Genomic DNA, 14,355 nt, shown 5'->3' with positions numbered 1-14,355 from the left:
CACAGCCTCTTCCTGTGCGGGCGAGGGAGGCCGGGGATGACGTCAGCGGTGCGGATCCAACTCGGTGAGGACGGGGCCGACGCGGAGCGTGTCGAAAGGCTTGCCGGGTACCTGCGGGGCGAACTGCTCGATCGCGGGGTCGCCGACGTCAAGGCGTTGCCCGCCGGTCCGGCTCCGCCCGGCTCCCGCGGATTCGATGTCGCGACGGCGGGCGGGCTGCTGGTCACCCTGGGGAAGTCCGCCGAGGGCCTGCGCTCGGTCGTCGCGGCCGTGCGGGAATGGCTTTCGCGCGGCGGGCGGGTGAAGCGCACGGTGCGGCTGGAGATCGACGGCGACGTGCTGGAGCTGTCCGAAGCGAGCCTCACCGATCAGGACAAGCTCGTCGACCTTTTCGTGAGCAGGCATTCGACGCCATGACCGGCGAGCGGCGTGCCCTGATCATCGCCAACGGGGAGTACGACAACCCCGGGTTGAGCTCCCTGCGTTCTCCGGCGGCGGACGCCGAGGCGCTCGCCGAGGTCCTGGCCGACCGCAACGTCAGCGAGTTCGAGGTCCAGGTGGTCCGCGACGAGACCGCGCACGTGATCGCGAGCCGGGTCGAGGACCTGTTCGCCGACAGCGCGGCCGACGACGTCCTGCTGGTGCATTTCTCTTGCCATGGCTTGAAAAGCGAGTCGGGTGAGCTGTTCTTCGCCGCCCGCAACACCCGGCCGGAACGGCTGGCGTCGAGTGCGGTCCCCGCCGATTTCGTTCAGCGCTGCATGCGGATGAGCCGGTCGCGGAGCATCGTCCTGCTGCTGGATTGCTGCTATGGCGGCGCTTTCAGCCAGGGGGTCGCGGTGCGCTCCTCCGGTGAGGTCAACGTGCTCGACGCGTTCCCCGGCGGTGGTTTCGGTGGCCGCGGGCGGGCGGTGATCACCGCGTCGAACTCCATCGAGTACGCCTTCGAGGGCGATCATCTCGCCGACGAGCACGCCCGGCCGTCGGTGTTCACCTCGGCTCTGGTCGACGGTCTCCGGACGGGGGACGCGGACCGCGACGAGGACGGCTGGATCGCGCTCAGCGAGCTTTACGACTATCTGTTCGACAGCGTCCGCGAGCGGAACCCGAACCAGACGCCCAGCCGCGACATCGAGATGCAGGGCGAGCTGTACCTGGCCAGGAGCAGGCGCCGCCGGATCAAACCGTCGCCGGTCCCGGCCGATCTGCGCGCGGCGAGCGAGGATCCGAACATGTTCACCCGCCTCGGCGCGGTCACGGAACTCCAGCGGCGCCTGACGAGTGAGAACCTTCCCGTCGCCATCGGGGCCCACGAAGTCCTCACCACGATGGCGCAGAACGACATCCAGCACATCGCCGAGGCGGCCGAGCTGGCGCGACGGGAAGGACGGGTGCGGGCCGAGCCCGGCGAGGTGCGTTTCGGCGAGGTCGTCCGGGGATCGCGGCCGACCGCGCGGATCCGGCTGGACGGGCCGCCGATCGCGCGGGCCTGCCGTTTCGCGGCGTCGCATTCCTGGCTGCGGGTCACGGAAGTCGCCGACGGGGCCGAGATTTCGCTGGACCTGGTGGAACTCGGGGCGTTCGAGGGGCGGATCACGGTGACCGGGCCGACCGGTGAGGCGGTGGTGCGGGTCGAGGGCCAGCTCGTCGAGGAACGGAAGCCGGTTCCGGTGCCCGAGCCGGAACCCGAGCCGAGTCCGCCGCCGGAACCCGTCCCGGTTCTCGTGCTCCCACCGGTGCCCGAACCCGTGCGGCAGGCCGAACCCGCGGCTCCGCGGACCAAGGTCGACCCGTTCACCCGCGTGGCGGGCGGGTTCGCGATCACGGCCGCGATCTACCTGGTGGTCATCGCTTTCGCGCTCAGCGGCAACGTGGAAGATTTCTTCGAGGACGGTGGCTGGACGGTGATCCCGCTCATCGCGCTCGCACTCGGTGGGGCGGCCGCGATGTTCGCCTCGAAGACGCGCCGGATGGTCGGTCCGGGATCGCTGTGCGGGCTGGCATTGCTCATGACGATCCCGTTCGGCTCGGCTGTCTACGTGCTCGCCGACGGATGCCTGCTCATCGCGGCCGTCTGCGCTTTGGTGGCGGTGCGGCGTGACCGGAGTTTCCGGCTCGGGCTGGGCAAACCCCGTGACCGGTTCGCCGTGGCGGCCGTCGTTCTCGCCCTCGTCGCCACGACCGGCCTGGCGATCCAGGCGGGCGAGCTGATCGACTACTCGTCGAGTCGCGCGGACGAGGGTGCGATCTATCTCATGGTCTCGGTGGTTCTCCTGCTCGCGACGGTGCTCGGCGCGCTTCTGCGGCCTGCCGTGTTCGGGATCGCCTTCCTCGGCGGCGTGGCCGGAGGCGGCACCGTCATGGTGTGCGTGCTGTCCTACGCGCTTCCGAGCAGTTCGCGCGTGACCGGTGCCGGCTGGGGGATCGCGCTGGGAGCGGTGCTGGCGCTCGCCGCCGTCACCGGTTTCGCCGCTTTCAGGAAGCAGGGAAAGGCCTGAGGATGGCCACGATCCGTCTCGCGACCGTCGAGGACGCCTGGCCCATCGCCGAGGTGAACGTCCGGTCGTGGCAGTCGGCGTACCAGGGCCTGTTGCCCGAGCTCTACCTGCGCGATCTTTCGGTCGAGGGCCGGGCCGCCCGATGGCAGCGGATCCTCGCCGATCCCGCCAACCGGGGCGACGTCCTGGTTCTGATCGAGGACGGCTCGCTCCTCGGGTTCACCGCCGTCGACAGGATTCGCGGGCAACTGCGCGCGATCTACCTCGAACCGGAACGCTGGGGCACCGGACTGGGACGGCTGCTGCTCGACACCGCCGTCGCCGCGTTGCGGGATTCCGGGCACCGTGAGGCGACGCTCTGGGTGCTCGACACGAATGTGCGCGCCCGGCGTTTCTACTCGGCCGCGGGATGGACGCCGGACGGGGCGGCGAAAACCGACACCATGCCCGGCGAGGACGTCCCGCTTTCCGAAGTGCGCTACCGGATCGACCTCGTCAGCGGGTGAACCAGGCGCGTTCCTCGGGCTTGTTGAGGACGACGATGACACCGATGGCGATGCCGATCCCGATCAGCTGGGTGATCGCCCCGCCGCTGAACAGGCTGATCGCGCCCAGCACGACGGACAGCCCCTCCACGCCCATGACCGTCGGCCGCACCCACGCCGAACCGTGGGAGATCCGCACCGCGCACGCGATCAGCACGGCGGAGACCACGAAGCCGAGGATCGCCAGCGCCAGCAAGAGTCCCGCTTCTTCGTTGCCGTGGTCGAGCTCGTTGATCGACAGGAAGGTCAAGAGCGTGCTGACGAGGACGTTGAGAACCGCCTGCAACCAGAGGAAGCCGCGGACGAACCTGAGCTGGCGCGGCATTTCCAGCGGCCGGTTCCGGACTTCTTCGATCATGACGGGCTCCCTCTCTCGGCACGAAGACGCCAGTGTGGGCCCGGAAGTCATCCGCGGTTGAGGGTAAAAGTGTCCGCAGGCCGTGACAAACGTCCTTGCCGCTCACGAGCTTTGACGCCCTGTCTGGTCGTGGTGAGGGCCACGCCAGCCGTCCCGGGTGTCGCGAAAGCCACTTTCGCGACGTCTGATGTCCTGAAAGTGGCTTTCGCGACACGGCCGCGTGGCCTCACAGGCCGAAGCCGCGATCGAACGCACCTCCCGACCACCGCAGCTCGGTGGGGCTTGACGGGGAGTGGCGTTGCGAAAGTCACGTTCGCAACGCTGAAGGTTGTGAAAGCCACGTTCGCAACATCCGAAGCTCGCGAGCGAGTGAAGGCCCCCTTCATTGCGCTAGGCGCCCGGGTCTCGGCAAAGTCGGCCTATCCGCACGTGTCAGGTTTCGAAGGCTTCCAGTGGGCTGGTTGTCGCCTGGCCGGGTGCGACTGTCCGCAAGGGCTGCAGGACGGGTCCCGATGCCCGATTAGAGCGCTTTGCGCGGTTTCGCGCGGGGGGTCGTGAGTGATAAGAAGCGTTAGAACGACCTTTACCGCTCACGACCCCCTCGCAAGCCGCCCAAATCAGGCAAAGATGCGCCGGAAGTGTCCTCTGTGGACATTCGAGGAGCGTGTCTGGTCACGGTTGACGAGCCCACTCCGTCACCCCCTGCGACCAGCGGATAGCCGACTTTGCCGGAACCCTGGCGCTAGATGCAGTGAAGGGGGCCTTCACGTACTTCAGGCGACCACCGCTGCCGGGCGGGCGAGTGGCCAAAAGTTCTTACGACCCATGCGAGCTCGGGACGAAGGCGCCTTCCCGTGCGGCAAGGGCCACCGCTCGCGCCGTGACTCGCGCGTCCGCCACCGTGACGCCTTCCCGGGACAGGAACAGCCGGTAGAACATCGGCCCGCACACCGCCCGCACCAGTTCGTCGCCGTCCGTGCCGGGAGGAATCTCGCCCCGCGCGACGGCCCGCTCCGCGATCGGCGCCATCCGGACATGCCGGTCCCGATAGAAGTCGTGCAGCGCCTCGGCGGCCTGCGGCGACTGGAAGGCCGCCAGTACCGACGCCGTCGGCAACTCCTTCAGCGCCGGTTCGGTGAAGTACCGCACGACCTCCGCCGCCACTTCGTGCAGATCGTCCTCGAGGGACCCGGTGTCGGGCGCCTTCCAGTCGTCCTCCGCGCCCATCTGCAGCGCGGCCGCGACGAGGCCGTCCGCTGACGTCCACCGCCGGTACACCGTCGTCTTGTGCACGCCGGATCGCTCGGCGACCGCGTCCACGGTCAGTTCGCTGAAGCCGCGTTCGGCCAGCAGGTCGAGGGTGGCGTGCAGGACGGCCAGGCGGGTGCGTTCGGTCCGGCCGCCGGGCCGCTGGGTACCGGAGGTTGCCAACTGCTACTCCTGTTGCGTTAGTGTGGCCAGTATGTCAGACCCAGCGAAGATCGCCGAACTCATCGGGGACGCGAAGATTGTCGCCATCGGTGAGAACAACCACCACATCCACGAGTTCGGGGACCTGCGCAAGCGTTTGCTCCAGCACCTCGTCGAGCACCACGGCTTCCGCGTGGTCGGTTTCGAGTCCGGCTTCGCCGAGGGGAAGCTCGTCGACGACTGGCTGAAAGGTGCTCCCGGAGACGTCGCCGACATCGGCCGCGACGGCTTCACCTTCTCGCTCGGCGAGTCGCCCGAGGCGCACGAAATGCTGACCTGGCTCCGCGAGCGCGGTGACGTTCGCTACTTCGGCCTCGACGTGCCGAGTTCCGCGGGCTCGCCCGTACCGTCGCTCGACGCGGTCCGCGGCTACCTGTCCACTGTGGACGAACCAGCCGTGAGCCTGGTCGACGCCGCGATCGAGGCGACCAAGGGGTACGCGTCGGTCAGCAGCGCGGAATCGCCCGCCAAGTACGCCGCCCTCGACGCCGCCACGCGGGACAAGGCCACCGCGGCGCTCACCAGGCTCAAAGCGCATCTCACCTCGTTGCGCCCGGTTTACGGGAACACCGGGGCGCAAGCCGTCGCGGAACATCACGCCGAAGGCGCGCTGCGCGTCGACACCTACCTCGCCGAGGTGGCCGCGATGATGTCCGGTGACGCGCCCGCCCTGCAGAGCGGTTCGCGGGACGCGTATCTGGCCGAGACCGTCCGCCTGATCCGGAGGCTCCAGGGTGACGACACGAAGATCGTCGTGATGCTCCACAACGGACACTTGCAGCGCGTGCCGTTCTCGCCGTTCCCCGGACTCACCTCGCCCTCGGCCGGAACCCATCTCGCGGCCGAGTTCGGCGACGACTACTTCGCGCTGGCCCTCACCGCGGTCAAGGGGAAGACCACCGGCCTCGAGCCCGATCCGGCCGCGCGGCTCGGTTTCCGCGTGTACGAACAGGATCTGGCCGACCCGGCCGACGGCAGCGTCGAAACCGAAGGCCCCGGGCTGGTGGACCTCCGCGCCCGGCGCGGAACCGAGGGACCCCGGAGCATCCGTCACGCGCACCTGTTCAACGCCGTCGACGTCGTCAGCGCCTTCGACGCGCTGGTCTGCTTCCCGGAATCGACGGTCAGCGGCCACCTCCGACCAGCCCCAACCGATCGGGTGACGACCGGAGGTTGAGGTTGCCACCCGCGGGTGGCAGGCGTAGGCCCGAGGAATGATCATTCGACTGGTAAGGGTCATGGCCGCACTCGCCCTCGTGGTGCTCGTGGCGCAGCCCGCCTCCGCGACGGAAATCCAGCAGAACCCGCCGAACTGGGGGCTGGACCGGATCGACCAGCGAACGGGCCTCGACCAGCTCTATCACTACGAGACCGACGCCAAGGACGTCACGGTCTACGTGATCGACAGCGGGGTCGACGCCGCCCATCCGGATTTCGGCGGCCGGGTGAAGCCCGGTAAGGACTTCCTCAACGGCGGCACGGACACCTCCGACACCAACGGCCACGGCACCTATCTGGCCGGGGTCGCCGCGTCGAGGACCTTCGGCGTCGCGAAGGCCGCGCAGATCGTCCCGGTCCGGGTGATCGACGCGCAGGGCGGCGGCGCGACGGACAAGATCATCGCGGGTATCGACTGGGTGACGCAGAACGCACAGCAGCCCGCCGTCGCCGTCCTCGGCATCGGCGGCACGCCCAACGACCAGCTCGACGCCGCCGTCCGCGCGCTCGCGGCGGTCGTCCCGGTCGCCCTCCCTGCGGGCGGCGAGGCCACCGACGCAGGCCAATTCTCACCCGGCCGGGTGACCGAAGCGCTCACCGTCGGCTCCACCGACGCCAGCGACCAGGTCGGTTCCACCTCGAACTACGGCGAGGTCGTCGACCTGTTCGCGCCGGGTGTGGACGTGCCGGGACCCAACGCCGGGGGCAGCGGCGGCAGGGTGCTCAGCGGGACGTCGTCGGCCGCCGCCCACGTCACCGGGGTGGCCGCGCTGTACCGCGCACTGCACCCCGCGGTCTCGGCGGCGGACGTCACGAAGGCACTCGTGGACCTCGCTTCGGTGGACGTCCTGACCGGTGTCCACGCGGGCACCGCGAACCGGTTGCTGCAGAGTCCCGGCGCGCAACTCAAGCGGGGATGACGTCCATCACCTGGGCAACAACTCCCGCCCTCCGGGACCGAACAGGTAACGTGCCTCACCTACCGATCCGAAGATGGGAAGGACCGGCATGTTCCGCAAGGTACTGGTCGCCAACCGGGGTGAGATCGCCATCCGCGCGTTCCGCGCCGGATTCGAGCTCGGCGCGGGCACGGTGGCTGTGTTCCCGCACGAAGACCGCAATTCGCTCCACCGGCTGAAGGCCGACGAGGCCTATGAGATCGGCGAACCCGGTCATCCGGTGCGGGCCTATCTGTCGGTCGAGGAAATCGTGGCGGCCGCCAAGAAGGCGGGCGCAGACGCCGTTTACCCCGGCTACGGCTTCCTCTCCGAGAACCCGGACCTCGCGCGCGCGTGCGAGGACGAAGGCATCACCTTCGTCGGGCCGAGCGCGGACATCCTCGAGCTGACCGGGAACAAGGCCCGCGCGGTCAAGGCCGCGCGCGAGGCCGGGGTGCCGGTGCTGGGCTCCTCCGAACCGTCCTCCGACATCGACGCGCTGATCGCCGCGGCCGAGGAGATCGGCTTCCCGGTCTTCGTGAAGGCCGTCGCCGGCGGTGGCGGGCGCGGGATGCGCCGCGTCCTGGAACCCGCACAGCTGCGCGAGTCCATCGAGGCCGCCGCGCGCGAGGCCGAGTCGGCCTTCGGCGACCCGACGGTGTTCATCGAGAAGGCCGTCGTCGAGCCGCGCCACATCGAGGTCCAGATCCTCGCCGACGGCGAGGGCAACGTGATCCACCTCTACGAGCGCGACTGTTCGGTCCAGCGGCGGCACCAGAAGGTCATCGAGCTGGCCCCCGCGCCGAACCTGCCGTCCGAACTCCGGGACCGGATCTGCGCCGACGCGGTGAAGTTCGCCCGCCAGATCGGCTACCGCAACGCCGGTACCGTCGAGTTCCTGCTCGACAAGGACGGCAACCACGTCTTCATCGAGATGAACCCGCGGATCCAGGTCGAGCACACGGTGACCGAGGAGGTCACCGACGTCGACCTCGTCCAGTCGCAGCTGCGCATCGCCTCCGGCGAGACCCTCGACGACCTCGGTCTCTCACAGGACAAGGTGTACCTGCGCGGCGCGGCCCTGCAGTGCCGCATCACCACCGAGGATCCCGCCAACGGCTTCCGCCCGGACACCGGGATGATCAGCGCGTACCGCTCGCCCGGCGGCTCCGGCATCCGCCTCGACGGCGGGACCGCGTTCTCCGGCACCGAGATCAGCGCGCACTTCGACTCGCTGCTGGTGAAGCTCACCTGCCGCGGCCGCGACTTCCAGACCGCCGTCGGCCGCGCTCGCCGCGCCGTCGCCGAGTTCCGGATCCGCGGCGTGGCCACGAACATCCCGTTCCTGCAAGCCGTCCTCGACGACCCGGACTTCCGCGAAGGCCGTGTCACGACGTCGTTCATCGAGGAGCGCCCGCATCTGCTCACCGCGCGCCACTCGGCGGACCGCGGGACCAGGCTGCTGACCTACCTCGCCGACAAGACGGTCAACAAACCGCACGGCGAGCGTCCGCGCACCCTCGAACCGCAGGTCAAGCTGCCCAAGCTGGCCAAGGACCTCGAACCCGCGCCCGGCTCGAAGCAGAAGCTCGACGAACTCGGCCCGGACGGTTTCGCGCGCTGGCTGCGGGAGTCGCCGACCATCGGCGTCACCGACACCACCTTCCGCGACGCGCACCAATCGCTGCTCGCCACCCGCGTGCGGACGAAGGACCTGCTCGCCGTCGCGCCGGTCGTCGCGCGGACCACGCCACAGCTGCTCTCGCTGGAGTGCTGGGGCGGCGCGACCTACGACGTCGCGTTGCGGTTCCTCGCCGAGGACCCGTGGGAGCGGCTGGCGAAGCTGCGGGAAGCGGTGCCGAACATCTGCCTGCAGATGTTGCTGCGCGGCCGCAACACCGTCGGCTACACGCCGTATCCCACCGAGGTGACCAACGCCTTCGTCGAGGAGGCGACGGCGACCGGGATCGACATCTTCCGGATCTTCGACGCGCTCAACGACGTCGAGCAGATGCGCCCGGCGATCGAAGCCGTGCGCGAGACCGGCTCCGCGGTCGCCGAGGTGGCGCTCTGCTACACCTCGGACCTGTCGAACCCGGCCGAGAAGCTGTACACACTGGACTACTACCTCAAGCTGGCGGAGCAGATCGTCGGCGCGGGGGCGCACGTCCTGGCCATCAAGGACATGGCGGGCCTGCTGCGTGCGCCGGCGGCGGTCCGGCTGGTGACCGCGCTGCGCAAGGAGTTCGACCTCCCGGTGCACATCCACACGCACGACACCGCGGGTGGCCAGCTGGCCACGTACCTGGCCGCGATCCAGGCGGGCGCGGACGCGGTCGACGGTGCCGTCGCGTCCATGGCGGGCACGACCTCGCAGCCGTCGCTTTCCGCGCTGGTCGCCGCCACCGACCACTCGGACCGGCCGACCGGGCTGGACCTGCAGGCCATCGGCGATCTGGAGCCGTACTGGGAGAGCGTGCGCAAGATCTACGCGCCGTTCGAGGCCGGTCTCGCTTCGCCGACCGGGCGCGTGTACCACCACGAGATCCCCGGCGGGCAGCTGTCGAACCTGCGCACGCAGGCGATCGCGCTCGGCCTCGGCGAACGGTTCGAGGACATCGAGGCGATGTACGCGGCCGCGGACCGGATCCTCGGGCATCTGGTGAAGGTCACGCCTTCGTCCAAAGTGGTCGGTGACCTCGCGCTGCACCTGGTCGGCGCCGGTGTCTCGCCGGAGGACTTCGAGGCGGAGCCGAACAAGTTCGACATCCCCGACTCGGTGATCGGCTTCCTGCGCGGCGAGCTGGGCGACCCGCCCGGCGGCTGGCCGGAGCCGTTCCGCACCAAGGCCCTCGAAGGCCGCGCGAAGCCGAAGCCGGTGCAGGAACTGTCCGAAGAGGACCGCAAGGGGCTGGCCGAGAACCGGCGCCAGACGCTGAACCGGCTGCTGTTCCCCGGGCCCACGAAGGACTTCGAGGCGCACCGCGAGCAGTACGGTGACACTTCGGTCCTGCCGTCCAAGGACTTCTTCTACGGGCTGCGCCCGGGCGAGGAGTACTCGGTCGACCTGGAGCAGGGTGTCCGGCTGCTGATCGAGCTGGAGGCCATCGGCGAGGCCGACGAGCGCGGTCTGCGCACGGTGATGTCGACGCTCAACGGCCAGCTGCGCCCGATCCAGGTCCGCGACACCTCGATCGCGTCGGACATCCCGGCGACGGAGAAGGCCGACAAGGGCGACCCGAAGCAGATCGCCGCACCGTTCGCGGGCGTCGTCACGCTGCAGGTGTCCGAGGGCGACGAGGTCGAAGCCGGTGCGACGGTCGCGACCATCGAGGCGATGAAGATGGAGGCGTCGATCACCGCGTCCGCCGGCGGCAAGGTGTCGCGGCGCGCGATCAACGCCGTCCAGCAGGTCGAAGGCGGAGACCTCCTGCTCGTCCTGGAGTGACTGACGTGAGCTGAAGGGGCCCTTCGCCGCATGCGACGCGGTGAAGGGCCCCTTCGTCGCGTCTTATGCGGTGAAAGGCCCCTTCAGCCACTAACGTGGTCCGGTGCTGATCAACGCCGTACCCCAGTTTCAAGGCGCGCTGACCAAGCGTGCGCCGGAATTGCCCGAAGGCTGCGTCGCGCTCGCCGAGCTGGCCGGTCACGTGCTGGGCGTGCCGGTGCACCACATCCGGCAGACGCGCGAGACCTCGCCGGTCGTCGACGGCGTCGCCAACCGCGAGGTCCTCATCGGGGAGAACCGTGCCGCGCAGCTCGCCGCGCTGGAGGCACCGGGCGGGCCGGTGCTCACCATCGGCGGTGACTGCGGTGTCGAGCTCGTCCCGATCGGGGTCGCGCGCTACCGCTTCGGCCCCGGCCTCGGCGTCGCCTGGTTCGACGCGCACGCGGATCTCAACACCGCGGAGACGTCGCCGTCGGGCGCGTTCCACGGCATGGTGCTGCGTTCGCTGCTCGGCGAGGGCGACCCGGACTTCGCCGCGAACCCGCCGGTCGAACCCGGCCGTGTCGTGCTCGCCGGGACCCGGGTCTTCGACGACGCCGAGCGGGCCGCCCTCGATCGCGGGCTCGTCGTCGAATCCGCCGACCTCGCCGCCGGGCTGGCCGGCGCGGACAAGGTGTACGTCCATCTCGACCTCGACGTGCTCGACCCGGGTGAGTTCGACGGCCTGAACTATCCGGAGCCGGGTGGCTTGACGATCGAGCGTCTGGTGGCGATGCTTCGCGGGCTGAGCGGCTTCGAGGTCGTCGGCGCGGGGATCACCGAATGCGTGGGCACCGAGGTACGCGTGCTCGAACCCGTGCTCGAAGCACTCGGGGAATTGCTCACCCCGCCGCGGTGACGCTCCGTTACGGCGGCCTCACCTTCGGCCGTTCGTACGTACCACGCGAGGCGTTTGCCGGGCACTTGTCATCAAAATTCAGGGACGACCCGTGATTTTGTCACGACGGTGACAAGAAATCGGTTTCTTCTGCGGAAGGTGACACATTCACGAGCGAGTTTGCGATGTGTTCGTTGTCACCCCACGACGATTGTGGGGTGCCGGACGCTGGGCGGAGCAAAGGAGCTGCGATGTCGTTGGAGCGCGGAATCGAACACGCTGCGCCGCATCCCGCAGCACTACCGCGCAAACTGGCCGACATTCTGCGGCCGGAGCTGGGCAGTCTGGCCAACGAGATCGTCGACGAGATCCGGGCGACCATCCCCGCGTACGCGCGCCCGCTCGACGGTCCCTACGGCAAGTCGATCCGCGCGGGCGTCGAGTACGCGATCACGCTGTTCGTCGCCCAGATCGCCGATCCCACCGTCTCCAAAGAACAGTCGCACGAGGTCCATCACCGGCTCGGGCAGAACGAGATGCGGGAAGGCCGCAGCCTCGACACGCTCCAGTCGGCCTACCGGGTCGGCGCGCGCGTCTCCTGGCGGCGCATCATGCGCGTCGGCCGTCGCAGCGGGCTCTCGTCCGCGGTGATGTCGCAACTGGCCGACGCCATGCTCGCGTTCATGGACGAACTCGCGTCCGTCGCGCTGGACGGCTACCTCGAAGCGAAGGCTCGCACCGCGGGCGCCTTGGACACCTGGCGCCGCAAGCTGCTGCACCTGGTGCTGGAAACCCCGCCCGCGCCGTCGAAGGCGATCGCGGAACTCGCGCAGCTGACCGGCTGGACGGTGCCCGAACGCGCGACGCCGGTGGTGCTGCTCCCGATCGACGACACCGTCAGACCGCGGCGGCACAACGCGGTGGATTCGGACGTCCTGGCCGAACTCGACTGCGCCGAGCCGCGCCTGCTGGTCCCCGGCGAGATCTCCGGCGCCCGGCTGGCCACCCTCCAGGCCGCGCTGCCGGACTACCGGCTGTCGATCGGCCCGTGCCGTCCGCTGGACTCCGTCGCCGATTCCCTGCGCTGGGCCCGCGACGCGCTGCACCTCTCCGAACGCGGGATCATCCAGGCACGCCGCGTGATCCGCGCCGAAGAACACCTCGCCACCCTGCTCGTGAACGCCGACGCCGCGCTGACCTGCCAGCTGCGCGACCGGCTGTTCGCCCCGCTCGCCGAGATGACCGGGAAGCAGCAGGAACGACTGCTCGAAACCCTTCGTGCCTGGCTCGACAGCCAGGGCAACGTCGTCGACATCGCCGAACGCCTCCAGGTCCACCCGCAGACCGTCCGATACCGCATGCGGCAGCTGCAGGCGACCTTCGGCGCGCATCTGCGGGACCCGGGGGCGCGGTTCGAAATGGAACTCGCGCTGCGGGCGGGGGTCGGCCAGGCTTCCCATCCGGCTACCGACCACGCGATCCCGGAGGTGCTTCCGGTGCCGCGTCGCAGTCCCCAGTGGACGCCGAGCTGAGCGGGGACGTGGTCACCCGGATGTCATGAAAGGGGCTTTCAGGACGAAAACGTCCTGAAAGCCCCTTTTATGACGCTCGTCAGCGGCGCGCCACCGGCGGATCCACGTTGGGGCACTTGCGTTCCAGCTCCCAGGGCAGGCCGACCTGGTTGATGCCGACACACGCCTGGTTGCCCGGCCCCGACGCCATCCCGGTCAGCAGCGAGTCGAGGTTTTCCTTCACCCCGCAACCGGAGAACGCGGGCAAGGTGAAGTCCTTGTAGGCCGGGTCCTCCCACTGCGGATCGGTGCGCACGACACCGCCGGTGAACATCCCGTACTTCTCACCGCGAAGATTGATCTTGATCGGCTCGGCCGTGAGACAGTTGTCGCCGACGTCGAGGACGACCCCGTTGACGGTGACCTCGCTCAGCTTCCCGTACACCTTGAGCGGAGTGAGGACCGTCGAGCTCCCCGACGGCTCCGGGATCGCCACCCCGTCGACGTCGATGATGTGGTTGCCGGTGGCGTGGTCCTCGGGCAGCAACTCCATGGTCGCGCTGATCGGGACGAAGCCGTAGCCGAGGAACGTCATCCGGCTCGGCGGCATGATGAGCGAGCCGGTGACCTTTCCGGGCCCTTCGGTGTTCTCCAGGTCGACTTCCCAGACCGCGTTGATCATGATCGCGGGCTTCAGGCGCGCGAACGCGCCGAGCTTGGTGATCGACGACGTGCCCTGCAGTTCGAACGGCTGCAACGCGATGGGGAACAGGCCGCTGGCATGGACGTCGTCCGCGGCCCGCGTGTCGGCCCCGGGCTTCTTCTGCTCATCGGGCTTGCCGGACTGTGGCTTGGGTTTCCCGAGGGGGAGCAGCGCGACACTGCCGAGCAGTGTGTCCTGGTCCGGGGCCTGGGTGCAGGTGATCGGCTTGAGCGGTGTTTCGGCGGCGGTCAGCGCCAGGGACGGTACCCCCGTGCTCAGCCGCAGTTCGGACGGCACGTTCAGCAGGATCTCGGGGACCTTGCCCGTCGCGACCAGCTTCAGTTCGCCGGTGGCGGGGATCTTCGTCGCCGGGATCGTCAGGGACACCGGTATCGGCGTCTTCTTGTCCCCGTTCGCGGCCGTGAGCTCGACGGCCGTTTCACCCGCGACTTCGGTGGTGGCCCCGAGCGCTCCTTCGCCGATGGTGAAGGTCAGGGAGAAGTCCTTGACCTGAACCGGTTTTCCGGTTTGGACGACCTTCGGCAACGTGGCCTTGGTGTCCACTGTGACCGGTCGCGCGCCGACGGGATCCGGGAAGACGCAGGTGTTGGCCAGGGTCCGCTGCGCGGCGGCCTCGCCCTGCAGCGGCGTCTTGGGTGGTGCCGTCGGATCGGTCGCCGCCGACGAGGCCAGCGCGCCGTTGACCCCCGCGAGCAGGATGACGCCCGCCAGAACGGGAAACCTCCCGAGTGCCCGGCGAACCTGCTGCATCATATGGGGTTCCTCTCG

General features: G+C 69.3%; 11 protein-coding genes. 8 read left to right on the top strand and 3 right to left on the bottom strand.

Annotated features, from left to right (window positions below; translation table 11 throughout):
• The first annotated feature begins 36 nt into the window (after positions 1-36).
• The 3 genes from ACLJPX_RS26980 to ACLJPX_RS26970 are packed head-to-tail and all read left to right on the top strand — an operon-like array spanning position 37 to position 3,004.
• On the top strand, positions 37-417 hold the full coding sequence (locus ACLJPX_RS26980) for a hypothetical protein (protein ID WP_410602814.1): 381 nt from the start codon (positions 37-39) through the stop codon (positions 415-417).
• Complete coding sequence (locus tag ACLJPX_RS26975; RefSeq protein WP_410602812.1) at positions 414-2,498, top strand: caspase domain-containing protein; 2,085 nt, start codon at positions 414-416, stop codon at positions 2,496-2,498. The genes ACLJPX_RS26980 and ACLJPX_RS26975 overlap by 4 nt, the downstream gene beginning before the upstream one ends.
• A 2-nt stretch (positions 2,499-2,500) precedes the next feature.
• Positions 2,501-3,004 (top strand): GNAT family N-acetyltransferase, encoded by a 504-nt coding sequence (locus tag ACLJPX_RS26970; RefSeq protein ID WP_410602810.1) that lies wholly within the window; start codon positions 2,501-2,503, stop codon positions 3,002-3,004.
• Here ACLJPX_RS26970 and ACLJPX_RS26965 read toward each other — a convergent pair.
• Positions 2,994-3,401 (bottom strand): hypothetical protein, encoded by a 408-nt coding sequence (locus ACLJPX_RS26965; RefSeq protein WP_410602808.1) that lies wholly within the window; start codon positions 3,399-3,401, stop codon positions 2,994-2,996. The two genes, ACLJPX_RS26970 and ACLJPX_RS26965, sit on opposite strands and share 11 nt — an antisense overlap.
• An 816-nt stretch (positions 3,402-4,217) precedes the next feature.
• Positions 4,218-4,832 carry a TetR/AcrR family transcriptional regulator gene (locus ACLJPX_RS26960; RefSeq protein ID WP_410602806.1) on the bottom strand — a complete coding sequence of 205 codons (615 nt, stop codon included), beginning with the start codon at positions 4,830-4,832 and terminating at the stop codon, positions 4,218-4,220.
• 31 nt (positions 4,833-4,863) lie between these two features.
• On the opposite strand from ACLJPX_RS26960, the gene ACLJPX_RS26955 reads away from it, so the two are divergent.
• The 5 genes from ACLJPX_RS26955 (at position 4,864) to ACLJPX_RS26935 (ending at position 12,884) form a co-directional block, all read left to right on the top strand.
• A complete protein-coding gene (locus ACLJPX_RS26955) occupies positions 4,864-6,048 on the top strand; it encodes an erythromycin esterase family protein (RefSeq protein WP_410602804.1) in 1,185 nt (394 codons plus the stop codon).
• Positions 6,049-6,109: 61 nt separating this feature from the next.
• Positions 6,110-7,009, top strand: coding sequence for a S8 family peptidase (locus ACLJPX_RS26950; protein ID WP_410602802.1), 900 nt, complete (start codon positions 6,110-6,112; stop codon positions 7,007-7,009).
• Between the two features lie 88 nt (positions 7,010-7,097).
• Positions 7,098-10,475 carry a pyruvate carboxylase gene (locus ACLJPX_RS26945; RefSeq protein ID WP_410603482.1) on the top strand — a complete coding sequence of 1,126 codons (3,378 nt, stop codon included), beginning with the start codon at positions 7,098-7,100 and terminating at the stop codon, positions 10,473-10,475.
• A 103-nt stretch (positions 10,476-10,578) separates the two neighbouring features.
• Positions 10,579-11,373 carry an arginase family protein gene (locus ACLJPX_RS26940; RefSeq protein WP_410602800.1) on the top strand — a complete coding sequence of 265 codons (795 nt, stop codon included), beginning with the start codon at positions 10,579-10,581 and terminating at the stop codon, positions 11,371-11,373.
• 230 nt (positions 11,374-11,603) lie between these two features.
• Positions 11,604-12,884 (top strand): PucR family transcriptional regulator, encoded by a 1,281-nt coding sequence (locus ACLJPX_RS26935; RefSeq protein WP_410602798.1) that lies wholly within the window; start codon positions 11,604-11,606, stop codon positions 12,882-12,884.
• Positions 12,885-12,963: 79 nt separating this feature from the next.
• Here the strand turns inward: ACLJPX_RS26935 and ACLJPX_RS26930 are convergent, their stop codons facing one another.
• Positions 12,964-14,340 carry a DUF6801 domain-containing protein gene (locus tag ACLJPX_RS26930; RefSeq protein ID WP_410602796.1) on the bottom strand — a complete coding sequence of 459 codons (1,377 nt, stop codon included), beginning with the start codon at positions 14,338-14,340 and terminating at the stop codon, positions 12,964-12,966.
• Positions 14,341-14,355: the final 15 nt, after the last annotated feature.

The organism is Amycolatopsis sp. lyj-90 (assembly GCF_046549035.1).
GTDB lineage: Bacteria > Actinomycetota > Actinomycetes > Mycobacteriales > Pseudonocardiaceae > Amycolatopsis.
The sequence above is the reverse complement of the archived record's forward strand: the minus strand, read 5'-3'. Positions and strand labels throughout refer to the sequence as shown.